The following is a 24,451-nucleotide window of genomic DNA, read 5'->3' on the forward strand; positions in this document are numbered from 1 at the left end:
ACTCGCGCCGGCTACTCCCTGGCGTCCCCGGAGACGGTTTGCTCCGCACGCACGATTTCCTTCGGCTTGCGGCGCTCGAAAATCTCGGCAAGGCGCTGCTCGTCCGCCAGGGTCAGCTTCTCCGAGGCCGAGGGGAACATTTCCTCTTCCTCCTCATCGATATGATGCTCGTAGCGGTGACGCATTTCCTTGAACTTCGTCGTCCATTCAGGACTCTCGGCATCAAGCTCGATCAGTTCGCCGAAGAAATCATCGACTTCCTTATGCTCGGACACCGAATGGCGGGCCTCGTCGCGCAGGTCCGGATTGCCTAGCATCGTGGCGTAGAGCGACTCTTCCTCCGCAGCGGCATGCGCGCTGATCTCGACGCGGAGCGCTTCGAACAGAGCGGCGCGGTCCGCGCAATCGGCCCTGGCCAACTCGGCGAGCATCTTGCGATGACGATCGTGATCGGCTTTCAAATCCTGGAAAATGCGTGCGTCCGCCATGAATGCTCCCCTGTATCTCGCGCCTCAACAGCTCAGGCGGCAAATAGCTCCAGCTGCTCGCGCTTGGGTGCGACCAGCCCGCGCAGATCGGCTTTGTCGGTGAGCGCCACCGGGCGCCAATCCTCGGCAACAAGGAACGGGCGCATCTTGGTGATCGACACCGTCAGCCGCGCAATGTCCGCGAGGCGAAGGCGGCGCCAGCGGCGCGTGGCGAGGATCGCGCTGACCGCTTTCACTCCGAGGCCGGGAATGCGCAACAGCGCTTCGCGCGGGGCGCGGTTCACATCCACCGGGAACCTGTCGCGGAATTTGAGCGCCCAGGCGAGCTTGGGGTCGATATCGAGCGGGAGCATGCCCGTGGCGGCGTCGGCGGCCTGCGCGACTTCGCCCGGCTGATACTCATAAAAGCGCATCAGCCAATCCGACTGGTATAGCCGGTGCTCGCGCATCAGTGGAGGGCGCTGGAGCGGCAGCACCGCGCTTGCATCCGGGATCGGGCTGAATGCCGAGTAATAGACGCGGCGGAGCTGGAAGCGGTCGTAAAGCCTCGCAGCGCGCTGGATGATGTCGCCGTCAGTGGCTGCGTCAGCCCCCACGATCATTTGGGTCGATTGCCCCGCCGGTGCGAATTTCGGCGCCGATTTGTAGCGCTTTCGGGCATCGCCGAAATCTTCGATGGCGGCCTTGACGTCCTTCATGGCCCCTTCGATCCGGGGCGCGGACTTTTCGGGCGCGAGCCGCGCCAGGCCTGCTGCCGTGGGGAGCTCCACGTTGATCGATACGCGATCGGCATAGAGTCCGGCCTGATGGACGAGCGCGGGATCGGCGTCCGGGATCGTCTTCAAATGGATATAGCCGCGAAAATCATGTTCCTCGCGCAGCAGCCGCGCGACCCGAACGATCTGCTCCATCGTGTAATTCGGCGAGGCGATGATACCCGATGAGAGGAACAGCCCCTCGATATAATTGCGCTTGTAGAAGCTCAGCGTGAGATCGACGATCTCCTCGGGGCTGAAGCGGGCGCGGCGGACGTTCGAGCTCTTGCGGTTGATGCAATAATGGCAATCGAAAACGCAGCTATTGGTCAGCAGTATCTTGAGCAAGCTGATGCACCGGCCATCGGGCGCATAAGCGTGACAAATGCCCATGCCCTCGGTCGAGCCCATTCCCTTGCCCCCGGCGGAGCTTCGCTTGACGGTTCCCGAAGACGAACAGGAAGCGTCATATTTGGCGGCATCGGCCAGAATCGCCAGCTTCGCGCGCAAGTCTAATCGTGCCATTTGTTCGCTCTATGTTCTTGCGATTGCAGAGTCCAGCGGCTTGTGGGAAAGCCAGCTCGAAAGGGGTGGGATGAAGCTGTTGGCGAACCGGCGGGCGCGGATGCTGTTTCTGGCGCTGGCGCTTACCTGCAGCCTGGGCTGGCTGTTCAAGGCGCACTGCACGTCGGGCGGCTGGACCGGGGGCGAGCAATATTCGACCGGCTGCTACAGCGATGCGATCCCCTTCTGGACTTCGCGCGAAATCAACAAAGGCAAGGCCCCTTATTTCCAGACGCGGATGGAATATCCGGTGCTCACCGGCGCGGCCATCTGGATCGAAGGCGGCGCGGTGCGGCTGCTGTTCGGCAAGCATGCCAATGCCACGCACTTTCTGGGCGCGGTCACATTGGTCAACGCGCTGCTGGCGGGGCTGGTGCTCTGGCTGTTCATCAAGGCGGGGCTGGACAGGAGACGGCTATGGATGTGGGCGCTCGCACCGCCGCTGATCCTCTATCTGGGGCATAATTGGGACATGGTGGCGGTAGCGCTGGCGGCGGGCGCGATGCTCCTCGCCCGCCGCAACCGGCTGGCGGGCGCCGCGGCGATGGCGGGGCTGGGGACCGCAGCCAAGCTTTGGCCGGTGCTCATGTTGCCGCTGCTGGGGCTGCGGGCATTGTTCGAAGAAGAGCGGAGCTGGGCGCAGCGGCTGATCCGGGCTTCGGCTTTATCGGCAGCCGCGATCGGGGCATGGGCGCTGGTCAATCTGCCGGTCGCCTTCTTCGCATATGAGAATTGGAGCGAGTTCTATCGCTTTTCGCAGGAGCGCGGCGGGACGGCGGCGGGAAGCTGGAACGTGCTGGTAAACATGAGCTGGCTGTTCACCTGGGCCGAGGACCAGAACCGCTATGCCGCGATCCTGTTCGCCAGTGGCGCGGCTGCGATCGTTGGGCTCGGCTGGCAGCGGCATCGCCGGCATTTGTGGGTGCTGTTCACCCCCGTGCTCGCCTGGTTCATGCTGACCAACAAAGTCTATTCGCCGCAATTCGACTTATGGCTCTATCCGATGCTGCTGCTGACTGCGCCGAGGCTGTGGCCGGTGGGACTGTTCCTGCTGGGCGACGCAGCCGCCTATTTCGCCGAATTCTGGTACTTTGCCGGACAGGAGGGCGCTTGGCCCGCCGCGCGCTTCGCCGATGTGGCATGCGCAGCCGTGATCCGGGCCGCTGCCATGCTGTGGCTGATCGTGGACGCGGTACGCCGCGATCCGCCAAGCTGGATCGCGTTGGGGTGTGCCTAATGGATGTGCAAGAGCGGCGGGCGCAACGTGCGCGTCCGCGCCGCCAGCAAAGCCGGCCAAATCCTACATTGCAAGCCCTCAGGGCAGCGGCAGGTTCTCGGCTTCGGCCTTGCGCGCCTTGGTCTCGGCCTTGGCGGCGGTCGCCTGCTTGACGAAGCAGCCGGTCGCGCCCCCGACGCCGACCGCCGAGCAGCTTCCGGTGCCGAAATTGCCAGCCTGAAGCGCATCCTGCGAGCGGACGGCCCAGCTTTCATTGGCTTGCGGACGGCCGACGGCTTCGCGAAGCGTCTTGGGAATGCGGAAGCGCTCGGCCTCGTCCAGGCGTTGGCAGACGACGATTTCCTCGCCACTGGTGTTGGTCGGGCATTTGTCCTCGCCATAGATGACCAGCACGCCATTGTTCGCGGCGTTCTGCGCCTGGGCCGAGGGAATCAGGGCGGGGACGGCGGCAAATGCCGCGATGAGGGCGATCTTCTTCAGCATCTGCCTTGCTCCTTGAACGGACCTGTCCGCGCCTAACTTGGCGCGCGTGAACCTCGCCTGTCCAACGCGGGACCTGTCAGATTCGTTTCGACAGTGCAATCGCCGCACGGCAGCCAAGGCGTATCATTCCCGACAATAAGGGATAGGCCGGAAGGTTTTCCGCGCCCGATTGGATCGCCGTATCCAGATGCTCGAGCTCCTCGTCCCGGAATTGTGACACGGCGGCGCCCAGCTCGGGATCGCTTGCCCCAAGTTCCTCGATCTGCTGGCGATAGTGGAGGTCGATCTCGGTCTCTACCGCCGCGGTGCATGCCATGGCCGCATTGGGGCCGATCGCAGCGGTTACCGCGCCCAATGCAAAGCCGGCGACATTCCACAAGGGCTGGAGCGCAGTGGGCCGCACGCCGCGCCGGGCGATCATCGCATCGAAAAAGGCGCGGTGGCGCTGCTCCTGCGCGGCCATTCCCGCGATCGTGCGCGCTGCGGGAATGCGGTCCCCCATCACCGCAAGCTGGCCGGCATAAATGCGCGTCGCGCCATATTCGCCCGCCTGATCGACGCGGACCATCCTCTGCATGGGTTCGCGCGCATCGCCGGGCTTCCAGCTCATCGACGGACCCTTCGTCCCGCCAGCGCGAAGATCGCCACCGCGCCGGCCAGCGAGATGATCGCATTGAACCCGGCCAGGCTGATCCCGAACAGCGACCATTGCGCCGAATCGCACCGGATCAGCGGCTTCTTCAGCGTCTCGGCCAGGATATCCATCGGATTGCCCTGCGCCACATTGGTGGTGCATGGCGTGATTCCGGGCCACCAATGATATTCGACTCCCGCGTGAAACACGCCGATCGCCCCCGAAAGCGCGATGAGCATTGCGGCGAACAGCACGAACAGCATCCGCGTAGGCCGGTGCGAGATCGCGAAGGACATCGCCGCGACGATGATCGCGGCATAATGCGGCCAGCGTTGCCAATGGCACATCTCACACGGGATCAGCCCACCGATCACCTGCGAGCCGAGCGCGCCCGCGATCAGCGCCAGCGGCAGGAAGAGCGCGATAAGCCGCGCGGTGCGAAGGCCGTCGGTCTCCATCGCTTAGCGGTTCTTCGACGCGACCTGCGGCTTGGAGCCGAGGCGAGCGATCGTCTGAAGCGCATAATGCAGCTGGAAATCCTCGATCCCCTGCTTCTTCAATTGCTCCGCCGTTTGCGAGAAGCGCGGATCGGTGGCCACATCCTCTTCGAGGACATTGTCGTCCACCTTGTCGCTGTTGATCAGATGGCGGCGCAGATCGGCTTCGCGCACCACCGGCCGATCCTTGTAATCCTTGTCCGAAATCTGCGGTACGACCAGATCGGGGCGGATACCGCCTTCCTGCACCGAATGGCCCGACGGCGTGTAATAGCGCGCGGTCGTCAGCCGAAGCGCGGCGCGGTCACCCATCTGGAGGATCGACTGGACCGATCCCTTGCCGAAGCTGCGCACCCCCATCACCAGCCCGCGATGATGATCCTGGATCGCGCCCGCAACGATCTCCGACGCGGAAGCCGAGCCTGAATCGACTAGCACGACCACCGGCAGCCCGCGCGCCAGATCGCCCGGCACCATCGATTCGGCATAATAGCGCTCGATATCCGCCTTCTCGCGGCCGCGCTGCGAGACGATCTCGCCATGGCTGAGGAACACGTCGGAGACGGCGATCGCTTCGCTCAGCAGCCCGCCGCCATTGTCGCGCAAATCGACGATATAGCCGAGCGGCTTGCGCCCCAGCTTCTTGTCGATCTCTTGGATCGCCCTGATCGTGTCCGCGCCGGTCTGTGCCGTGAAGGTGTTGATGTTGATATAGCCGACATTGCCCTTCACTTCCCACTTCACCGGCTTCTGCACGATGATCTCGCGCACCAAGACGAAGGTCAGCGGCTTCTCCGCGCCAGGGCGGACCACGGTGAGCGTGATCTTGGTGCCCGGCTTGCCGCGCATCTGCTCGATCGCTTCGTCGAGGCTGCCGCCCACGATGAACTTGCCGTCTAGATGGGTGATGAAGTCGCCCGACTTCATGCCCGCGCGCGCAGCCGGCGTGTCCTCGGTAGGCGCGATCACTTTGACCGCGCCGTTTTCCTGCGTGACGCTCAGCCCCAGCCCGCCATAATTGCCATCGGTCTGGATCTTGAGATTGTCGAAGTCGAGCCCGTCGGCATAAGACGAATGCGGATCGAGCGCGGCGAGCATCCCCTGAATGGCGCCCTTCACCAGCTTCTCGTCATCGACCTTCTCGACATAATTGGCCTTCACGCGATTGAAGACCTCCATGAACATGTCGAGCTGACGGTAGCTTTGGGTATCGACGCTGGCCATCGCGCCCGAGGCGATCGGGACGAGCGCAAGCGCGCTGACCGCGGCGGTGACCTGGAGAAGCGGACGAAGCATTTAGGCAACCCTTAAAACGGACAGGCAAGCGATATAGTGCAACATAATGGCAATTACGCGGCCTGTCAGTCGAGCAATTGCGCAAGATCCATCGGCTGGCCGCGGCGGCGCAGCTCGATCGTGACACGGGGGCTGTCGCCCGCCGGGGCGCGGCCGATCGCGCGGCCCTGCGCCACTTGGTCGCCCACCTTGACCGAAACGCTCCCCAATCCGGTGACGAGCGAGGTCCAGCCCTTGCCATGGTCGACGATCACCACCGCGCCATAAGCGCGGAAGGGCCCGGCATAGACGATCCGGCCGGCGGCGGGGGCAACCGCCTCCGCCTCGGGCGCGCAGGCGAGGGTAATGCCGCGTGCGCGAACCCCAGTGGAAGAAAGCTCGCCCAGCCCGGTGACGACTTGGCCGGCGACCGGCAAGCGATAGGGCGCGGCGCCTGCGCTCCGCCTGGCGGGCGCAGCATCGCCGGTGCGCGGCAAGGGGCCGGGAAGCGCCTCCAGATCACCCTGTAATTCGGCGGCCTGGCCCATCGTCGCCATTTGATCGACGATTTCGCGCGCACGCTCCCCCAGAGCGAGTGCGCGGTCGGATTCGACCAGCGCGCCGCGATCCAATTCGCGCGATCGGGCGCGGTGCGCGCCCTCCAGCTTGACGAGGGCGACACGCTCGGCCTCGATCCGGCCGCGGGCTTCGCGGAGACTCGCCACTGCCGCCTGGGCGTCGGCGCGAAGCTGGCGGATGCGCCCGAGTTCAGCGCGGACCTGGGTGGTGCGGGCCTCGACCACCGGCATTGCAGTGCCGAGCACGGCGCGGACATGGACCATGTCGCCGGTCGAGCCCGGCTGGACAAGCCCGAGCACCGGCGGGCGCCGCGCCATCGACTGGAGCGCCGCAACCAGCCGGAGAATCGGCCCCTGGCGCTCGGCTACGCGGGTGCGCTGATCGGCGAGCTGGCGATCGACGATATGGATTCGCGCGGTGGCCGCATCGATATCGGCCTGCGCCGCCTTGATCCGCTCGGCGGCGGCAGCCTCCTGCGCGCGCGCCTGCGCGGCCTGGTCCCGCTCGCCCGCGGCCGCCTGTTCGAGGGCGCGGCTCCGCGCCTGCGCCGCCTGCGACTGGGCATTGGCGCTGCGCAGGCGGGATTGCTGCTCCTCGACGCTGGGAATTTGCGCCGCGGCAAGGCTGCCCGTCGCAAGAATCGCGACCAGGCTTGCCGAAAGGGCTACCGCACGGAACATTCCCTATCCTTCGCGGTGATAGGGATGGTTGGCAAGGATCGACGCCGCGCGCCAGAGCTGCTCCGCAAGCATCGCCCGCGCCATCATGTGCGGCCAGGTCGCACGGCCGAACGACAGCAGCAGATCGGCTCGTTGGCGCTCGGCATCCTCGAAGCCGTCCGCCGCGCCGATCAGAAAGCGAGTTTCGCGCACGCCATCGTCGCGCCATGCGCCGAGGCGCTCGGCGAGGACGCGCGAGGGGAGGTTCTCGCCGGTTTCATCGAGCATGACGACTCGGGTGCCGGGGGCGAGATCGGGCATCTTCCCGCCGGTATCTGGCAGCTCCGTGACGCGGGTGTGCCAGGTCACGCGCTTGAGATAGCGATCGACGATTTCGGCCTCGGGCGAGCGGCCGATTTTCCCGCGCGCCACGATATGAAGCAGCACGCGGGAGCTCTCAGGCGTTGGCGGCGGGGGCTTCGCCGAACGACCACATCCGCTCGAGATTGTAGAAGCTGCGCACTTCCGGGCGGAAGAGGTGGACGATCACGTCGCCCGCATCGATCAACACCCAGTCGGCGGTCTGCAGGCCCTCGACGCGCGGGCTGCGCCCGCTCTCCGCCTTGATCTTCTCGGCGAGCTTGTTCGCCATCGACGCGACCTGGCGGGTCGAGCGCCCCGAGGAGACGACCATGTAATCCGCGATGCTGCTCTTGCCGGCGAGAGGGATTGAGACAGTCTCGACCGCCTGATCGTCATCGAGCGAGGCCAGGATAAGCTTGTGCAGCGCCTCGACCCCGTCGGAGCCGGAAACACGCGAAACATTGGTCGATATGGCCAAGGGGCCTCCTAAGTGCGAACGATAGTGCTGTCTGGTTCTGGAGCCGACGAAAACCGTCGATGCCAGGCAGGGTCGGCGGCCCGAAGGCTTGTCGCCGAAGTCGGATCGGGGCGGAAGCGCAACAGCACGAGGGCCGGCAATCTCCAACGCGTCCAGTGCATCGCCTGGCCTGCGGGCCGCACAGCGCGCCGCAGCCAACCCATCGCAGGACTTGCGCGGGTGCCTGCGTCATAGCCCGGACGGGCGATTACCGCAATCGGAACATCACGGGCGATCCCGCGCCAATCGCGCCACTGGTGAAATTGCTTCAGATTATCCGCGCCCATCAGCCAGATGAAGCGATTCCTGGGATAGAGGCGAGCGAGCTTGGCCAGCGTATCCGCGGTGTAGCGGGTCTTCAGGCGAGCTTCGATGCCGTTCACGCGGATCGGCGCATGGCGCGCCATCGCCCGCGCCGAAGCCATGCGCGCGGCGAAGGGCGCCATGCCCTCGACAGGCTTGAGCGGATTGCCCGGCGAGACCATCCACCAGATCTCGTCCAAACCCAGCTCCCGCAAGGCATGGAGCGAAATCGCGCGATGCCCCTTATGCGCCGGGTTGAATGAGCCGCCAAGCAGGCCGACGCGCTTCATGGCGCGACAAACCAATCCTCGCGCTCGTGATGGACCCGGAGGATCTCAACGCTGTCGCCCGCCAGCCGATACAGGATGAGGTGTGGCGTATTGATAACTCGCAGGACGCGCATGCCGTTGCGAAGCGGGCGACCGCCACGCGGAAAATTCTCCAGGAAACGCGCGCGTGCCCTGATCGCCACCAGTGTGGCGATCGCGATCTCCCCCAATGCGTTTTCCTCAAGCCAGGCGTCTATCGCCCAAAGGTCGTCGGTGGCCGGTTGGGTCCAATTCAACGTCGGCATCTATCGCGATGCTTTTCGATCCGCGCTTCAAGCTCGGCCATTACTTGCTCATGGGGGATCAATTCGCCGCGATCGGCAGCGTCGATGCCTACTTGGATAAACGCTCTGAAATCCGCTTCGCTCTCCGCGACGCGCTGGATCGCTTCGGCAGCGAAATCCGCTACGCTGCACCCCTGCGCCGCCGCTAACTGCTCGACAATGGCAAGTGTATCGGCATCGACGTGCGTTGTGATCGCAGCAGGCTTGTTCATGCGCTCAAGGTACGCGTGATGAGGATCGCCATCAAGGCCGCGCCTGGCCCGTTCCGCGCACCACCCATTTATACGTGGTCAGCCCTTCGAGCGCGACGGGGCCGCGGGCGTGGAGGCGGCCGGTGGAGATGCCGATCTCCGCGCCCAGCCCGAACTCGCCGCCATCGGCGAACTGCGTGGATGCGTTCCACATCACGATGGCGCTGTCGACTTGCGCCAGGAAGCGCTCGGCGGTGGCGGCGTCTTCCGTCACGATCGCATCGGTGTGGTGCGATCCATGCGCGGCGATATGCGCGATGGCGGCATCCGCGCCGTCGACCAGCTTCACCGACAGGATCGAATCGAGATATTCGGTGTCCCAGTCCTCACACGCGGCCGGGCATGTGCGCGGCTCGATTGCCCGCACCTCGCCGTCCCCGCGGAGTTCGCAGCCCGCATCCGCGAGCGCGGCGAGCACGGGAGTGGGGTCGGCGAAAGCGCGGTCGATAAGCAGCGTCTCGGTCGCGCCGCAGATGCCGGTGCGGCGCATCTTGGCGTTTAGGGCGAGGCTCTGCGCCATCGCCGGGTTTGCGGCGCGATCGATATAGGTGTGGCAGAGCCCGTCGAGATGCGCGAGCACGGGGACCCGCGCTTCGGCCTGGACGCGCGCGACCAGGCTCTTGCCGCCGCGGGGGACCACCATGTCGATCAGCCCCTCTGCAGTGAGCATCGCGCCGACCGCCGCGCGATCGGTGACGGGGACCAACTGGACGGCGGCGGGGGGCATGCCCCCCGCCGCAAGCCCGCGCGCGAGTGCGGCGTGGATGGCGCGGTTGCTGTGGATCGCTTCGGAGCCGCCGCGCAGGATCGCGGCGTTGCCTGACATCGCCGCCAGCGCGCCGGCATCGGCAGTAACGTTTGGCCGGCTTTCATAGATGATGCCGATCACCCCGATGGGTATGCGGATGCGGCTGAGCACCAGTCCATTTGGACGCTCGACCCGATCGATGGTGCGCCCCACCGGATCGTCGAGCCCCGCCACGGCTTCGACGCCAGCGGCAGTGCTTTCCACGCGGGCGGCGTCGAGCCGGAGCCGATCGAGCAGCGCGCCAGACAGGCCGCTGGCTTGGGCGGATGCCATGTCACGCGCGTTGGCGGCGACGATCGACTCGCTATCGGCGCGGATCGCGGCGGCGGCGGAGAGGAGCGCGCCGCGCTTGGCGTCGCTCGTCATCCCCGCCAGCTGCACGGCGGCGGCGCGGGCCCGCTTGCCCATTTCGGCGATCAGCCCCGGGATATCGGAATCGGCCATTTGGACCCGCTAGCACGCGCGAAACGAAGCTGATAGGCCCGGGGCATGGTGGGGGAAATCGAAGCTGCCGGCGAGCTGGCAACGGGCGCGTTGATAGGGCGCGCTGTCGAGCCCAGCACAGGCGAAGGGCATGGCGGGGGTCATATGTGCCTGAATTGCGGCACGGCGCTGATCGGGCCGCATTGCCATCGCTGCGGGCAGAGCGGGCATGTTCACCGTTCGCTGGGCGCGATCGGACATGAGATTCTGCACGGCGTTGCGCATTTCGAGGGCAAATTATGGCGCACCCTGCCCCTGCTGGCTTGGCGGCCCGGCGAGCTGACCCGGCGCTATGTGGAGGGAGAGCGCGCCCGATTCGTCTCGCCCATGGCGCTGTTCCTCTTTTCGATCTTCGCGATGTTCGCGGTGTTTTCCTGGGCGGGCCTGTCGGCGCCAAGCGACATCAAGGTGGGCGGCCCGGCCAAGCAGCTCGAACTGGCCAGACAGGGCATGGCGGAGGAACGCGCGGAACTGATCGAGAAACGGGACAAACGGGCAGTTGGCGATCCGAAGCGGCGGCAGGCCGAGGAGAAGCTTGCCGAACTCGACCGAGCGATCGCCGACCTGCCCACGATGAAGAAAGTGGGCGCCACCAACGAGGGCTTCCAGGCCACGACGCGGCTCAGCGGCTGGGCGCCGCTCGATCACGGGATCGAGAAGTGGAACAAGAACCCGTCGCTGATGCTCTACAAGCTGCAATCGAGCATCTACAAATTCTCGTGGCTGCTGATTCCGCTCTCGCTGCCCTTCATGTGGCTGCTCTTCGCGTGGCGGCGCGAATATCACCTCTATGACCACACCGTGTTCGTTACCTATTCGATCGGCTTCATGTCGCTGCTGATGATCGCGCTGACCCTCGCAAGCTCAGTGGGCGTCACATCCGGCACGATTGCGCTTGCCAGCATGGGAATTCCGTTCATCCACATCACGCGGCAGCTGAAGCAGGCCTATGCGCTGCGGTGGTTGTCCGCGATCGTGCGCGCGATCTTCCTGAGCTTCTTCATCCTGATCGTCCTGCTGATCTTCCTGCTGCTGCTGCTCGCGCTGGGAATGACCGGCTAGGGCCCGGGCCTGGGGCATGGATAGCGCCGCAGCATGATGCCGTAGAACGCGGCCTTCATGCTCATGCCGCGCCTTGGCGGCGGTATCTTTTCGAGCTCGGCGAGCAATTGGGTCGAGTTCATCCGCGCCTGTCCCTTGGGCGGCGGGCAGCTGTGCGGCTTGCGGCGCGCGGCGCGGGCGGCGTCGATATCGGCGCGATACGCCGCGCTGATCCCTGCCATTTCCTTCTTGAGCAGGCTGAGATCGGGAGAAAAGGCCGCGAGCATCCCGCGGGCCTGGAGCGACTTCGCCTTGGCGAGGAACTCGGCCACGGTCATCGCACTCGCCGGCAGCGAGACGAGGCTCAGCGCCGTTGCGGCCAGAACCAGATATCGCATGCGAAAACCCTCCTCAATCGCTGGAAGGAGGGTTTCGCGCAAGACTATGGCTTAACTCGGGCGGATCAGGCTCCCTGCGGAGCCGGGTTGCCGAAGGGCCCCTTGGGACGGCGGATCTTGGGGATGGATGTGCCGCCCGCGGCGACCGGCGCCGAGGTCGCAGTGGGATCGTCGCGGCCGATATCGCCACCGCTTGCGATCCGCTTGATTTCCTCGCCGGTGAGTGTCTCATATTCGAGCAAGGCATTGGCGATCAGGTGCAACTGGTCGGTGTGCTTGCCCAACACGTCGCGAGCACGCTGAAGCCCGCGCTCGACAAGCAGCTTGATCTCGTCGTCGATCTTGCGCGCGGTTTCGTCGGACATCGGAGCGTTGCGGATGCCCGACTGGCCGAGATAGCCTTCCTCGGCATAGGTCCATTCAAGCGGCCCGATGCTCTCGGACATGCCCCATTGCGTGACCATCGCGCGCGCCAGGCGAGTCGCCTGCTTGATATCGCCCGATGCGCCCGACGAGACCTTGTCGTGCCCGAAGATCAGTTCCTCGGCGACACGTCCGCCCATCACGGTGGCGAGATCGGCGAACATCTTATCGCGGTGATAGGAGTAATTGTCGCGTTCGGGCATCGACACGACCATGCCCAGCGCACCGCCGCGCGGAATGATCGTCGCCTTGTGGATCGGATCCGAAGCTGGCTCATGCACACGGACCAGCGCATGGCCGGCCTCGTGATAGGCAGTCATCCTTTTCTCGTCCTCGGTCATCACGAGCGATTTCCACTCGGTGCCCATGATGACGCGGTCCTTGGCCATTTCGAACTGGGCCATCGCGACCAGCCGCTTGCCCAGGCGCGCGGCCATCAGCGCGGCTTCGTTGACCAGATTGGCGAGATCGGCGCCAGACATGCCCGGCGTTCCCCGGGCGATTACGCGCGGATCGACGTCTGGCGCCAGCGGCACCTTCTTCATATGGACCTGGAGGATCTTCACCCGGCCCTCGATGTCCGGATTGGGCACCGTGACGCGGCGATCGAAGCGGCCCGGACGCAAAAGCGCAGGATCCAGCACGTCGGGACGGTTCGTCGCCGCAATGATGATGATGCCTTCGTTCGAATCGAAGCCGTCCATTTCGACGAGCAGCTGGTTGAGCGTCTGCTCGCGCTCGTCATTCTGGTTGCCCAGGCCCGCGCCGCGCGAGCGGCCGACCGCATCGATCTCGTCGATGAAGATGATGCATGGCGCGGATTTCTTGGCCTGTTCGAACATGTCTCGGACGCGGCTCGCGCCGACGCCGACGAACATCTCGACAAAGTCCGAACCCGAAATGCTGAAGAACGGCACGCCCGCCTCGCCGGCGATCGCGCGAGCGAGCAGCGTCTTGCCGGTGCCGGGGCTGCCAACGAGCAAGGCGCCCTTGGGAATCTTGCCTCCGAGGCGAGCGAATTTGGTTGGGTCCTTCAGGAACTCGACGATTTCCTGCAGCTCTTCGCGTGCTTCATCAATGCCCGCGACATCGTCGAAGGTAACCTTGCCTTCGCGCTGCGTGAGCAGCTTGGCGCGGGATTTGCCGAAGCCCATCGCGCCCGAGCCCGAATTCTTCTGCATCTGGCGCAGCACGAAAAAGGCGATGCCGAGGAAGAGCAGGAACGGCAGCGAATTATAGAGCATGTAGAGCCAGATCGACGGCGCCTCTTCGGCGCGCGCGTTGATCACGACTTGCTTGGCGCGGAGCCGCTCGACGAGTTGCGCGTCGCCAGGATTGGTGGTGCGGAACTTGGTCTCGCCAGTGAAAGTGCCCGAAACCGCGCCGCTGCTGGGCGACAGGCTGACTTCGCGGACTTCGCCGGCTTCCACCTTGTCTAGGAAGGCCGAATAGGGAATCGCCGTGCCCGCCGCCTGCGTGCCCCGGCTGTCGAACATCGTCACGAACAGCGCCAGCGCCGCGAGGATTCCCACCCAGATCAACAGGCTCTTCATCCAGGGGCTGCCGCCGCCGTTGCCGTCGCCTTGCTGCTTGTCGTTGTCGTTCATCGAATTCTGGCACCTTTCGTCACTCACAAGATAGGCGCGCGCAGGTTAATGGCAATGGAACGGCGCGTGGATTGGGCCGATCAGTGTGATCGGCGCGGCGGCGCAAGACGGAAGGTCGCGAAATTGCCGCGAACCGACATCATGGCGCCGGCCCGCGTGGCGCCTTTTCCGGCTTCGAATGCGTCAAGCAACGGCTCGATATTGTCTGCATCGAACGGGCGCGCCAGCAAATGGCCGATCGCCCGGCGGGCGAGGCGGCGGCGCAGCTCGCGGTTGAGGTCCCCCAGCTCGATTGCGACGCATCCCTCCGACACGTCGGCGCGATTTTTCCACAGCAAGGCCGTCACGTCGTCCAGCGCCTGCTGCGCCTCGGCGGCATACGTGGCGGTCGCGGCGATCTGCCCGGCTTCGAGCTCGGGGCTGTCCGCGAGAAGCTGGCGGAAGCGGCTGCGATCGAAAGCGGGATCCCGGTTGCTCGGATCATCGGCGAAGGGGCCGCTCGCCTCGGCGATCGCGCGCAACTCGGCGCGCCGCCATGTGAGGAGAGGGCGAACGAGCGCCAGCTTGCCGCCATCGCTCCCTGTGAGGTCGCGGCGCGGGCGGATGCCCGCCAGCCCGGCCACCCCCGAGCCACGCGCCGCGCGCATCAGGAAAGTCTCCGCCTGGTCCTCGACATGATGCGCGGTGAGCAAAGCCACCGCGCGTTCTTCCAGGGCCCAGGTGAGGAGCAGCGCGTAGCGGGCCTCGCGCGCACGCGCCTGGATGCTCCCACCGCCGATGGGGGCGGCCGGACGAAGCGTGGCGTGGGAGACGTGCAGGAGGCCGCAATGCTCGGCGACCATCGCCGCCTCCTGCGCTGCAGCGGCGCGAAGCCCGTGATCGACTGTCGCGGCAACGATTCGGTCCGGAAAGGCGGCGTGCGCCAGCGCCAGCATCGCCATGCTGTCTGGCCCGCCGGAGACCGCGAGCGCCAGGATAGCCCCATCGACCTCCGAGCGGAGGGCTGCACGCAGATCGCGCCGGAAGCGCTCGACCGCGGCAGGATCGAGCGTCACCGAGTTACTTGCACTTCTGCTCGGTGCGCCCGCGTTCCACGCCCGCCTTCATCTCCGCTGACAACTTCGCGCCGTATAGCTGGCTGAGCTCGCCATAGACCTTACAGATTTCGCCCGATGGCTTTTTGAGCTTCACCAGCGCCTGGGCAAGATAATAGAGGCTGTCTGGCGCGCGCTCGCCATTGGGGTTCTTCTTGTAATTCTCGTAGAAGGCGACCGCGGCAAGGCTGGGTGCGCCGGCGTCGAGATAGGCCCGGCCGAGCAGGTTCTGCGAATAGCTGGCGCGTCGATGCTTGGGAAATTTGGTGGCGACCCCCTCGAGTTCGCGGCGCGCCTCCGGGTAAAGCCTGGCCTGCCAGAGGCGATAGCCATAAGCGTAGCCATCTTCGGCCGCATCGCCGGTGGCGGGCTTCTCTATTGCCGCAAGCTGCTGCGCCCGCGTGCCGGCTGGCTTGACCGCGGGCGTCTCGGCCGGCTTGGGCGTGGGCTTTGCGGCGGGCTTAGGGACGACGATTGCGACATCGGCATCCGGCACGATGGGGTCGCGCACCGCGACCGCCGACGCAGTGTCCTCCAGCGCCTTGAGCCGCGCATCGGCCGAGCGCTTATACGCGTTGAACGCGTCCTCGAGCTGGCGGAGGCGGAACTGGCCCTGCTCGACCTGGCCGGTCAGCGACGCCGACTGGCTTTCGAGCGCCGCGACCCGCGCGCCTAGGTCGACCAGTGCGCTGCCCGAAGGCGTGCCCGGAACGGCGGTGTCGGTCTCGGGAAGGATCTGCGGCTCAACAGTCTGCGCGGCACCGCCGGGAAACACCTTGCGCTGGACCGCGCGCATCTCGCGCTCGAGCCGATCGACGCGCCCGCCGATCGCGGCGTCCTGCGCCCGGGCGCTGCCGATTGTGCCGAAACCGGCCGTAAGAAACGCCGCCGCAATCAAGATACGCATAGGATCACACCCCCCCGGTGCACGGTTGCAGCTGGAAAATCCGGTTTCGTATAGCGGAGACGCGCCGGCCCCCGCCAGCCCTTATGGCGCGCCGCTGGTGTTTCCCGTCGCAGGTTCGGGTGTCGGACGAGGCGGCGCGGGTGTGGCGCGCGGCGCTGGGGCCCGTGTCGGTGAGGCGTCGCTGGACCGCGCCACGGCCGGCGACGAGGCGGGTTTCGGGGCGGGCGTGGGAGATGCGGGGGCGGGCGATGCGGCGGCGGCGGGCTGTCCGCGCGCTTGGATCGCCGCTGCGCTGACCTCCATATCGACGGTCTGGCCGGCCGGGCCGAGCGCGGCGACATTCGAGCCGTTGAGCGTAACCTGAAGCTTTTCCGGGCCGGCGGTGCGGATGCGCGGGCGATCGGCGCCCATCGGCACGACATAGCGCTCGCCAGGCGCCATTTCCTTCTCGAACAGCGCCTGGCCCTTGGCGTCCGTAATGCGAATCCACACCGTATCGGACGCAATCAACGCGACCTCGCCGCCGCCAACGATCGGGGTTGCGGCGCCAAGGGCGGCGTTGCCCGCGTCGCTATTGCCCTCGGGGATGGTCAACGTCTCCGGCGGGGGAGCGCTGCCGCGGAAAAGGCCGGTGCCGTACCAAAGCGCGACGCCAACCAGCACCAGCAGCGCGACCGCGATGCCCGCGCCCGCGAGCCACCGCGGCGGCACGCGCGTGGGGTCCTCCATCTCATAGGACATGGCCGGCGCGGCGCGATCGGGATGTCGCCCGAGTTCGGTGCGCAGCTCCCGCGCGATCTCCACTTCATCCGCACCGACGGCGCGCGCATAGGATTTGGCGAAGCCGATCGAATAGGTGACCGAGGGCAATCCATCGTAATTCGATTTTTCGATCGCCTCGAGATGGCGCTGCGGAATGCGGGTGCGCGCAGCCACTTCCGAAAGCTCGAGCCCCTGCGCCTCGCGCGCGCCACGCAGCTTCTCGCCGACGGTGGCGGGAAACAGCGTGGGGTCTTCCGCAGTCTCGCCTTCCATCACGCTCTCCAGCGGCGCACATGCGCCCGTCGGGGCCGCCACAGGCGCGGTGTCCCCCACGCGCACGCCCCTGTCAACGTTCCGACAATCGAATCCACCTTGGTTCAGCTCAGTTCGACCGAATGTTCCGATGCCCAGTCGATCAGGGCCGCGCGGATCGGCGTGCGGCCATCGGCAAGGAGCCGGGCCATGGTCTCGATCAGCGGAGCACGGTCGAGCGAGCGGACCATCGCCTTGATCGGGCCGACCGCCGCCGGAGTGATCGAGAGCCGCTCGATGCCCAGCCCGATCAGCGCCATCGCCTCCAGAGGGCGCCCGCCCATCTCGCCACAGACACCGACCGGCACGCCAGCCGCCTTGCACTGATCGGTCACGCGCTTGAGGAAGCGCAGGATCGAGGGGCTCAGCCAATCATAGCGCAGGGCAAGCTTGGGATGCGCACGATCTGCGGCGAACAGGAACTGGGTGAGATCGTTGGTGCCGATCGACAGGAAATCCAGGCGGGGCAGCAATATGTCGAGCACTTCGGCAAGTGCCGGCACTTCGAGCATCGCCCCGTAGCGAATCTCGAGCGGCATCATCTTGCCGCGCGCGGCAACCCATGCGCGCTGGGCCTCGAAAAGACTGCGCGCCTGTTCGAATTCCCAAGGTTCCGACACCATCGGGAACATCACGTTGAGCGTGCGCCCCGCCCCGGCTTCGATCAAGGCGCGCGCCTGCGCCTTCATCAGCCCGTCGCGATCGAGCGCGAGGCGCAGCGCCCGCCAGCCCATCGCCGGGTTTTCCTCGTCGCCATGCTCGTCATGGTTGAGATAGGGCAGCGCCTTGTCGCCGCCGATATCGACCGTGCGGAACACCACCGGCCGCTCGCCGGCGGCATCGAGCACATCCTTGTAGAGCCGCTTCTGCTCGGCGCGCTGCGGAAGCGTCGCCGAGACGAGGAACTGGAATTCGGTGCGGAACAGCCCGATGCCGTCGGCGCCGGTCAGGTCAAGCGCGGCCAGATCGTCGCGCAGGCCGGCATTAACCATTACGGTCAGGCGGTGGCCGTCCCTGGTAACCGGCAGCTCGCCCCGCAGCCGCGCAAGCGCCGCGCGGCGCTTCTGGCTGAGCACCAGCTTTGCCGCGAACGCCTCTTCCATCGCCGGAGTGGGGCGAACGAACAGGCTCTCCTCGATGGTATCGAGCAGCAGCATGTCGCCCTCGGCGATCAGCCGGCGCACATCCTTGACCCGGCCCAGCACCGGCACGCCCATCGCACGCGCGACGATCGTCACGTGCGCCGTGAGCGAGCCTTCTTCCAGCACCACCCCCTTCAGCCGCCGCCGGTCATATTCGAGCAACTCGGCCGGCCCCATGTTGCGGGCGATCAGGATCGAATCGTGCCGAAGTCCCAGTTGCGCGGCGGTGCCGAGCTGGCCCGATACGATGCGCAGCAGCCGGTTCGCCAAATCCTCCAGATCGTGCATCCGATCGCGAAGCAGAGGATCGTCGATCTCGCGCATGCGCTGGCGCGTGCGCTGCTGGACCCGCTCGATCGCCGCTTCTGCGGTTAGGCCGGAATCGATCGCTTCGTTGATCCGGCGGCTCCAGCCTTCGTCGTATGCGAACATCCGATAGGTCGCGAGGATCTCGTCATGCTCGCCGCCGACACCGAACTCCGCCTGGCTCGCCATCTTGTCGATCTGCTCGCGCATCTTGTCGAACGCGGCATAGACCCGGTGCCGTTCGGCCTCGGTATCTTCGGCGACGGTATGCTCGATGGTGATGCGCGGCTGGTGGAACACCGCGAGCCCCGCCGCCATGCCCTCGACCAGCTTGAAGCCCTTCGCATGACTTGCCGCGGTCGGAAGCATCCGGGTGGACGCCCCCCCGGACGAATCGACCAGATCGGCATTGGCGATCAACTCCGAGAGGACCATCGCTACGGTCTGGAGCGCTTCGATCTCGACATCGGCATAACGCCGCGGTTCCGCATGCTGGACCGCCAGCACGCCCACTGCCCGCTCGCGCCGGATGATCGGCACTCCCGCAAAGCTGTGAAACGCTTCTTCGCCCGTTTCCGGCCTGTAGGCGAACGCAGGGTGCATTTCCGCTTCATCGAGATTGAGCGTCTCGACATTGGCGGCGATCGTGCCGACCAGGCCCTCGCCCAGGCCGAGCCGCGTGACATGGACCGCTTCCTGCGCCAGGCCGCGCGTCGCATAGAGCTCGAGCACGCCTTCACGCAGGAGATAGATCGAGCAAACCTCGCTATCGAGGACTTCTCCGATCGTATTCACCACTGAATTGAGCTTGGACTGCGCGGGCAGCCTCTTGGCCATCACGTCATGAAGGCGCGTAAGAATCTCGCGGGCTGAGGCGGCAGCGGTAAAGACCATGAGAGGCGCGCTAACAGATTGCCCGCGCGCGCGCCATGCGTCGCCTCAGGGCAATGGGATCTCCAGGGCCCGCCGGTCGATCGAGGCGGTTTCGCCCAAGCGATGGACGTTCCGCACGCCCATGAAGGGCGCCTCCAGCCGCGGCAGCGCGTAAGCCGCGAAATCGGCGAATTCCTGCGGCTCGACGCTCTCGGCCTCGGCCAGCACTGCCTGGGCTTCGGCGCAGAACGCGCCGTGCGCCCAGGGCCGAGCGAACAGGTTATAGACACGCGTCATATCGTGGTCGTGGCGTGACTCCCAGACGGCGCCATGACGGGCGCGATACTCCGCCTTGACCTGCGTATCGGCGGCGGCGAGCGGAGCGCGGTGTCGGGCCAGCAAATTGTTGTACGATGCGATCGTCTGCGCCTCGGCCATGTCGCGGCAGCCGAGCGCGGCGACATTCAGCGCGGCGCGGACATGCCAGCTCGTCTCGTCCCGGCTGAGCGACACGCTCGGCGGGGGCGCACGGCCATAGGCCTCGGCCCCCGCGCGGCCTTCGATGGCATCCGTATTCCAGGACTGCGCCGAGACCGGCTGCGCCGCGCACAGGATTCCCGCGAGCGCCGCAGCGCCCAAAATGCTCCGATTCATGATGACCCCCGTTTTCCTTTACCCAGGGTCAGGATCGGCCGAGGACGTGAAACGGATATGAAGGAACTTAGCTAACCGCAGGTTGCCGTTCTTTCTTACATCAATGGGTTCAGCTATTTAGCGCAACTCACGCCGCGCGCTTCTCTAGCGCGTGCGCCGCTTCCGCCATTAGCGTGGCGATGATCTCGGCGACGGGCTCTTCCTTCTTGACCATGCCTACTGACTGGCCCGCCATCAGCGAACCGTTTTCGATATCGCCGTCGATCACCGCGCGGCGCAGCGCGCCGGCCCAATAATGCTCGATCTGGAGCTGGGCCTCCATCATCTCGACCTTGCCCTCGTCGAGCAACTGCGCGACTTCGCGCTGCTTGGCGGTGAACAATTCGGACGAAGCGTTCTTGAGCGCGCGCACGGGAATTACTGGCAGGCGCGGGTCGATCTGGACGCTGGCGACCGCATCCCTTGCCGACGCACGAATGAACGCCTTCTTGAAATTGGCATGCGCGATACTCTCGGTCGCGCAGACGAAGCGCGTGCCGAGCTGAACGCCCGCCGCCCCCTGATCGAGATAGCCGGCAATCGCCTCCCCGCGGCCGATACCGCCGGCGACGAACACTGGCACCTGCTCGGACATTTCGGGAAGGATTTCCTGGGCGAGAACGCTGGTCGAGACCGGACCGATATGTCCGCCCGCCTCCATGCCCTCCACGACCAGTGCATCGACACCGCTGCGGACAAGCTTCTTGGCGAGGCTCAAGGCGGGGGCGAAGCAGATCAATTTGGCGCCATTGGCCTTGATCGCGTCCAGGCTGCCGGGAGGTGGCAGCCCGCCTGCGAGCACGACATGCGTGACCTGATGGCGGGCGCACACTTCGATCAGATCCGGCAGCATCGGATGCATGGTGATGAGGTTGACGCCAAAGGGCTTGTTCGTAAGCTTCTTGGTCGCCGCGATCTCGGCATCGAGCAGGTCCGGCGTCATCGCGCCGCACGCGATCAGGCCGAAGCCGCCCGCGTTCGACATGGCCGAGACCAGATTGCGCTCGCTAACCCATGACATCGCGCCGCACATGATCGCGACTTCGCTGCCCAGAAATGCCGCGCCCCGCGCCATGCGGCGCTGCAGGCGCTCGGCGCCGATCGTGCTGGTAGTGTTCATGACGCCGCCTAGCCCCGCCCGGGCCACCGGGGCAAGCCCGTCACTCGGGAGTCAGCGTGTAATCGATGCGGATCGAACCCATTCGCCGACCATATCCTTGCCCCCAATGCGCGGGGGTCGGACGCGGAATTGCCAGGCGGCCTGGCGGACCGAACCCGCCAGCCCCGATCCGCGCGGCGATTCGCCGAGTTCGCGGCAATCCTCGACGCGGTAATTGGCGATCGTGCGGCACGCGATCAGTCCCCAGCCCGATTCGCGCGCACGGCTCGAAATATAGGTGGCGAGCTGCGCCTTGCTGGGCCGCACATGCCATTCGGCGGCATAAAGCGGCTCGCCGCCCGGGCCCTTGCCCGCTGCCAGGGAACTGTCTTCCGCCGAGGAAGCGCCAGCCGCCGCGGGCTCGGCGGGGCGCGAACGCATGTTCGTGATCCGCGCCGCGCGATATTCATCGCGGGTCATCACGATGAACGGCAGGGGCCCGCGCGGCGTCTCCGGAACCGGCGGCGGCACGGCTTTTGGCGGCTGCGGCGTTGGTGGGCGCAGCGCCTCTCTTTCCGTGCGCTTCTTGCGCTCGGGCTTGGCGGGTTCGCTGGCGTCCTTTTCCGCGGGCGCCGCATCCACCGAGAAAGTCGTGGTGCGTTCGGGCTGCTTGCGGCCGGCCAGCGGCGGCACGAGGAAGAAAAGCAGCAACGCGACGAGCGCTTCGATCGCGAGCGCGAGCACCAGTGCGACTCCGCGCCGGCTAAACCCCGATTCCGGCATCAATCGGGAGACGCGCCACATCACCGGGCTCACAAGCACAAGCGATGCGGCGGCAAGGCGACCGAAAAATGTCCGTTTCGCGAGGCTCAGGCCGCCGCGTCTTCGGCATCGAGGCCATAAGCGGTGTGCAGCACGCGCACCGCCAGCTCGGTATAATCCTCTTCGATCAGCACGGAGACCTTGATCTCCGATGTGGCGATCGCTTGGATGTTGATCCCTCGCTCGCCCAGCGTCTTGAACATCGTCGCGGCGACGCCTGCATGGCTGCGCATGCCCACGCCGACGATGGAAACCTTCGAGACCCGCGTATCGTGGAAGAGCTTCTGATAGCCGATATCGGCCTGCGCCTTTTCGAGGACGTCGAGCGCGCGGGCTAGTTCGGCCTGAGGGACGGTGAAGGTCACATCCGTAGAGCCTGTGGAGTGCGCGATGTTCTGCACGATCATGTCGACGTTGATGTTGGCCTCGGCCAAAGGCGTGAAGATCGAGGCAACCGAGCCGGGCCGATCCGAAACCGCGGTGAGCGTCACCTTGGCTTCATTCTTGTCGTGCGCGATGCCCGTGATGAGCTGGCGTTCCATTTCGTCGATCTCCTCTTCGCCCACGATCAGGGTTCCGGGCTCGCTCTCGCCATCCGCATCGACGAAGGACGAAAGCACCTGGACACGGACGCTTTCCTTCATTGCGAGCCCTACAGAGCGCGTCTGGAGCACCTTGGCCCCGACGCTGGCGAGCTCCAGCATTTCTTCATAGGTCACGCGCTTCAATTTCCGCGCCCGGGGCACGATGCGCGGATCGGTGGTGTAGACGCCGTCCACATCGGTGTAGATATCGCAGCGATCGGCCTTCATAGCGGCCGCCATCGCCACCGCCGAAGTGTCCGATCCGCCGCGGCCCAAAGTCGTCACCCGCTCGCCCGCCGCCAGCCCCTGAAAACCGGGAATAACCGCGACTTCGCCCGCGGCCAGGCTGGCATTGAGCGCGACCGTGTCGATGTCCGCGATGCGCGCCGAGGCATGACCGTCAGACGTGCGGATCGGGAGCTGCCAGCCCATCCAGCTGCGCGCCTGCACGCCGATCGCCTGGAGCGCGATCGCCAGCAAGCCGCTGGTGATCTGCTCGCCGGCCGAGACGACGACATCATATTCCTTGGGATCGTAGAGCGAACTAGCCTCGCGGCAGAAGCCGACCAGCCGGTCGGTCTCCCCAGCCATCGCCGAGACCACCACAGCGATCTGATTGCCTGCATCATGCTCGCGCTTGACGCGCGCGGCGACGCTGCGGATCCGCTCGATCCCCGCCATGGACGTGCCGCCGAACTTCATCACGATGCGTGCCATGGCTTGTCGAGCTAGCTTCCGGGCCTTGGGTGGGAGACCGCAGGCTGATAGGAGCCACGCATGGCCAAGGCAACAATAGCAACTATTGACCCCCGCGAAGCTGAGCATTTCGGCCGTCTCGCCAAGGATTGGTGGGACCCTAGGGGCTCCTCCGCGATGCTCCACCGGCTGAACCCCGCGCGGCTCACCTATATCCGTGCGGCGGTGGACACGCACTGGGGCGGCGATGGCGCTTCCTTCGCACCGCTTGCGGGGCGCAGCGGGGTGGACGTCGGCTGCGGCGCGGGGCTGCTGACCGAGCCGCTGGCCAGGCTCGGCGCGGCGATGACCGGGGTGGACGCGGCGCCGGAGAATATCGGCGCGGCGCGCGCGCATGCCGCTGCCACCGGCCTGGCGATCGACTATGTCGCGGGCGGGATCGAGGATTGGCCCGGCCGGCGCTTCGATCTGGTCGTGTCGATGGAAGTGATCGAGCATGTCGCCGATCCGGCGGACTTCGTGCGCGGGCTGGCGGATGCGCTTGCCGATGGCGGGCTGATGATCCTCTCGACGCCCAATCGCACGCCGCTCTCGCGCCTGGCGATGATCACCATCGGAGAGGGAACGGGGGCGATCCCGAGAGGGACGCATGACTGGGATCGTTTCCTCACACCCGAAGAGCTTGAAGCGCTGCTCGCCGATGCCGGGCTGCGCGTCATCGACCGCTCCGGCCTGAGCTTCTCACCCGCACGCGGCTTCGTGACTTCATCGAACGAAGCGCTCAACTATCTGCTGACGGCTGTCCGTGCCTAGAACAGCCGGCCGCCATCGGGAACCGGCGCGCTGGGACGGACCAGTATCACCTTGCCCGCGGCATCGGGAAAACCGAGCGTGAGCACTTCGGACATCATTGGCCCGATCTGGCGCGGCGGGAAGTTCACCACGGCGGCGACCTGAGTGCCGACCAGTTCTTCCGGCGAATAGTGCTCGGTGATCTGCGCCGAGGAGCGTTTGAGGCCGATCGCCGGACCAAAATCGATCCTGAGCCTGAACGCCGGCATGCGCGCTTCGGGAAAGGGCAGCGCCTCGACGATGGTGCCCACGCGGATATCGACGGCGAGGAACTGATCGAAGCCGATCGTATCGGCCGCTGCGGCGGAGGGATCGTGGGCTACATGCATCG

Annotated in this window: 27 protein-coding genes; 4 read left to right on the forward strand and 23 right to left on the reverse strand. The window is 66.0% G+C overall.

Features of this window, described 5'->3' with window-relative positions:
• Positions 1-11: 11 nt before the first annotated feature.
• Both VF617_RS04285 and VF617_RS04290 read right to left on the reverse strand, forming a co-directional pair.
• Complete coding sequence (locus VF617_RS04285; RefSeq protein WP_331013617.1) at positions 12-488, reverse strand: hemerythrin domain-containing protein; 477 nt, start codon at positions 486-488, stop codon at positions 12-14.
• Positions 489-520: 32 nt separating this feature from the next.
• Positions 521-1,768, reverse strand: a complete 1,248-nt coding sequence (locus tag VF617_RS04290) for a putative DNA modification/repair radical SAM protein (RefSeq protein ID WP_331013618.1) — start codon at positions 1,766-1,768, stop codon at positions 521-523.
• A gap of 70 nt (positions 1,769-1,838) precedes the next feature.
• Between VF617_RS04290 and VF617_RS04295 the strand changes: the two genes are divergently transcribed.
• Complete coding sequence (locus tag VF617_RS04295) at positions 1,839-3,044, forward strand: hypothetical protein (protein ID WP_331013619.1); 1,206 nt, start codon at positions 1,839-1,841, stop codon at positions 3,042-3,044.
• Between the two features lie 78 nt (positions 3,045-3,122).
• On the opposite strand, the gene VF617_RS04300 is transcribed toward VF617_RS04295, so the two are convergent.
• From VF617_RS04300 to VF617_RS04340, 9 genes are all read right to left on the reverse strand, one after another.
• The gene (locus VF617_RS04300) at positions 3,123-3,527 is read right to left on the reverse strand and encodes a hypothetical protein (protein WP_331013620.1); all 405 of its coding nucleotides are present in this window, start codon (positions 3,525-3,527) and stop codon (positions 3,123-3,125) included.
• Positions 3,528-3,603: 76 nt separating this feature from the next.
• On the reverse strand, positions 3,604-4,137 hold the full coding sequence (locus VF617_RS04305) for a demethoxyubiquinone hydroxylase family protein (RefSeq protein ID WP_331013621.1): 534 nt from the start codon (positions 4,135-4,137) through the stop codon (positions 3,604-3,606).
• Positions 4,134-4,619 carry a disulfide bond formation protein B gene (locus tag VF617_RS04310; protein WP_331013622.1) on the reverse strand — a complete coding sequence of 162 codons (486 nt, stop codon included), beginning with the start codon at positions 4,617-4,619 and terminating at the stop codon, positions 4,134-4,136. The genes VF617_RS04305 and VF617_RS04310 overlap by 4 nt, the downstream gene beginning before the upstream one ends.
• A 3-nt stretch (positions 4,620-4,622) precedes the next feature.
• Complete coding sequence (locus tag VF617_RS04315) at positions 4,623-5,954, reverse strand: S41 family peptidase (RefSeq protein ID WP_331013623.1); 1,332 nt, start codon at positions 5,952-5,954, stop codon at positions 4,623-4,625.
• 65 nt (positions 5,955-6,019) lie between these two features.
• On the reverse strand, positions 6,020-7,192 hold the full coding sequence (locus VF617_RS04320) for a murein hydrolase activator EnvC family protein (RefSeq protein ID WP_331013624.1): 1,173 nt from the start codon (positions 7,190-7,192) through the stop codon (positions 6,020-6,022).
• Between the two features lie 3 nt (positions 7,193-7,195).
• Complete coding sequence (locus VF617_RS04325; protein WP_331013625.1) at positions 7,196-7,618, reverse strand: 23S rRNA (pseudouridine(1915)-N(3))-methyltransferase RlmH; 423 nt, start codon at positions 7,616-7,618, stop codon at positions 7,196-7,198.
• A gap of 10 nt (positions 7,619-7,628) precedes the next feature.
• Positions 7,629-8,012, reverse strand: coding sequence for a ribosome silencing factor (gene rsfS, locus VF617_RS04330; protein ID WP_331013626.1), 384 nt, complete (start codon positions 8,010-8,012; stop codon positions 7,629-7,631).
• A gap of 8 nt (positions 8,013-8,020) precedes the next feature.
• Positions 8,021-8,644: a nicotinate-nucleotide adenylyltransferase gene (locus VF617_RS04335; protein ID WP_331013627.1), complete on the reverse strand. Its 624-nt coding sequence runs from the start codon at positions 8,642-8,644 to the stop codon at positions 8,021-8,023.
• A complete protein-coding gene (locus tag VF617_RS04340; RefSeq protein ID WP_331013628.1) occupies positions 8,641-8,928 on the reverse strand; it encodes a type II toxin-antitoxin system RelE/ParE family toxin in 288 nt (95 codons plus the stop codon). The genes VF617_RS04335 and VF617_RS04340 overlap by 4 nt, the downstream gene beginning before the upstream one ends.
• Positions 8,929-8,936: 8 nt before the next feature.
• On the opposite strand from VF617_RS04340, the gene VF617_RS04345 reads away from it, so the two are divergent.
• Positions 8,937-9,116, forward strand: a complete 180-nt coding sequence (locus tag VF617_RS04345) for a hypothetical protein (protein ID WP_331013629.1) — start codon at positions 8,937-8,939, stop codon at positions 9,114-9,116.
• Positions 9,117-9,210: 94 nt separating this feature from the next.
• On the opposite strand, the gene VF617_RS04350 is transcribed toward VF617_RS04345, so the two are convergent.
• Positions 9,211-10,470, reverse strand: coding sequence for a glutamate-5-semialdehyde dehydrogenase (locus VF617_RS04350; protein ID WP_331013630.1), 1,260 nt, complete (start codon positions 10,468-10,470; stop codon positions 9,211-9,213).
• Positions 10,471-10,515: 45 nt separating this feature from the next.
• Here VF617_RS04350 and VF617_RS04355 point away from each other — a divergent pair, with 45 nt between their 5' ends.
• Entirely contained in the window at positions 10,516-11,571 is a 1,056-nt protein-coding gene (locus VF617_RS04355; protein WP_331013631.1) for a DUF3667 domain-containing protein, read from the forward strand.
• Here VF617_RS04355 and VF617_RS04360 read toward each other — a convergent pair.
• From VF617_RS04360 to VF617_RS04405, 10 genes are all read right to left on the reverse strand, one after another.
• Complete coding sequence (locus VF617_RS04360) at positions 11,568-11,948, reverse strand: hypothetical protein (RefSeq protein ID WP_331013632.1); 381 nt, start codon at positions 11,946-11,948, stop codon at positions 11,568-11,570. The genes VF617_RS04355 and VF617_RS04360 overlap by 4 nt on opposite strands.
• 65 nt (positions 11,949-12,013) lie before the next feature.
• Complete coding sequence (gene ftsH / locus VF617_RS04365) at positions 12,014-13,978, reverse strand: ATP-dependent zinc metalloprotease FtsH (protein WP_331013633.1); 1,965 nt, start codon at positions 13,976-13,978, stop codon at positions 12,014-12,016.
• An 80-nt stretch (positions 13,979-14,058) separates the two neighbouring features.
• Positions 14,059-15,033 (reverse strand): tRNA lysidine(34) synthetase TilS, encoded by a 975-nt coding sequence (tilS, locus tag VF617_RS04370; protein ID WP_331013634.1) that lies wholly within the window; start codon positions 15,031-15,033, stop codon positions 14,059-14,061.
• Between the two features lie 4 nt (positions 15,034-15,037).
• The gene (locus VF617_RS04375) at positions 15,038-15,979 is read right to left on the reverse strand and encodes a hypothetical protein (RefSeq protein ID WP_331013635.1); all 942 of its coding nucleotides are present in this window, start codon (positions 15,977-15,979) and stop codon (positions 15,038-15,040) included.
• 81 nt (positions 15,980-16,060) lie between these two features.
• Entirely contained in the window at positions 16,061-17,074 is a 1,014-nt protein-coding gene (locus VF617_RS04380) for a helix-turn-helix domain-containing protein (protein ID WP_331013636.1), read from the reverse strand.
• A 44-nt stretch (positions 17,075-17,118) separates the two neighbouring features.
• On the reverse strand, positions 17,119-19,395 hold the full coding sequence (ptsP, locus tag VF617_RS04385; RefSeq protein ID WP_331013637.1) for a phosphoenolpyruvate--protein phosphotransferase: 2,277 nt from the start codon (positions 19,393-19,395) through the stop codon (positions 17,119-17,121).
• Between the two features lie 45 nt (positions 19,396-19,440).
• Positions 19,441-20,028, reverse strand: a complete 588-nt coding sequence (locus tag VF617_RS04390; protein WP_331013638.1) for a hypothetical protein — start codon at positions 20,026-20,028, stop codon at positions 19,441-19,443.
• 127 nt (positions 20,029-20,155) lie between these two features.
• Positions 20,156-21,187, reverse strand: coding sequence for a nitronate monooxygenase (locus VF617_RS04395; RefSeq protein WP_331013639.1), 1,032 nt, complete (start codon positions 21,185-21,187; stop codon positions 20,156-20,158).
• A 51-nt stretch (positions 21,188-21,238) separates the two neighbouring features.
• Positions 21,239-21,970, reverse strand: coding sequence for a hypothetical protein (locus VF617_RS04400; protein ID WP_331013640.1), 732 nt, complete (start codon positions 21,968-21,970; stop codon positions 21,239-21,241).
• Positions 21,971-22,035: 65 nt separating this feature from the next.
• Positions 22,036-23,289 (reverse strand): aspartate kinase, encoded by a 1,254-nt coding sequence (locus VF617_RS04405; RefSeq protein WP_331013641.1) that lies wholly within the window; start codon positions 23,287-23,289, stop codon positions 22,036-22,038.
• Between the two features lie 60 nt (positions 23,290-23,349).
• On the opposite strand from VF617_RS04405, the gene ubiG reads away from it, so the two are divergent.
• Positions 23,350-24,081 carry a bifunctional 2-polyprenyl-6-hydroxyphenol methylase/3-demethylubiquinol 3-O-methyltransferase UbiG gene (ubiG, locus tag VF617_RS04410; RefSeq protein ID WP_331013642.1) on the forward strand — a complete coding sequence of 244 codons (732 nt, stop codon included), beginning with the start codon at positions 23,350-23,352 and terminating at the stop codon, positions 24,079-24,081.
• On the opposite strand, the gene VF617_RS04415 is transcribed toward ubiG, so the two are convergent.
• Positions 24,078-24,449, reverse strand: a complete 372-nt coding sequence (locus VF617_RS04415) for a tRNA-binding protein (RefSeq protein WP_331013643.1) — start codon at positions 24,447-24,449, stop codon at positions 24,078-24,080. The two genes, ubiG and VF617_RS04415, sit on opposite strands and share 4 nt — an antisense overlap.
• Positions 24,450-24,451 lie beyond the last annotated feature (2 nt).

It is taken from the genome of Sphingomonas sp. (assembly GCF_036388215.1).
Classification (GTDB): Bacteria; Pseudomonadota; Alphaproteobacteria; order Sphingomonadales; family Sphingomonadaceae; genus Sphingomonas.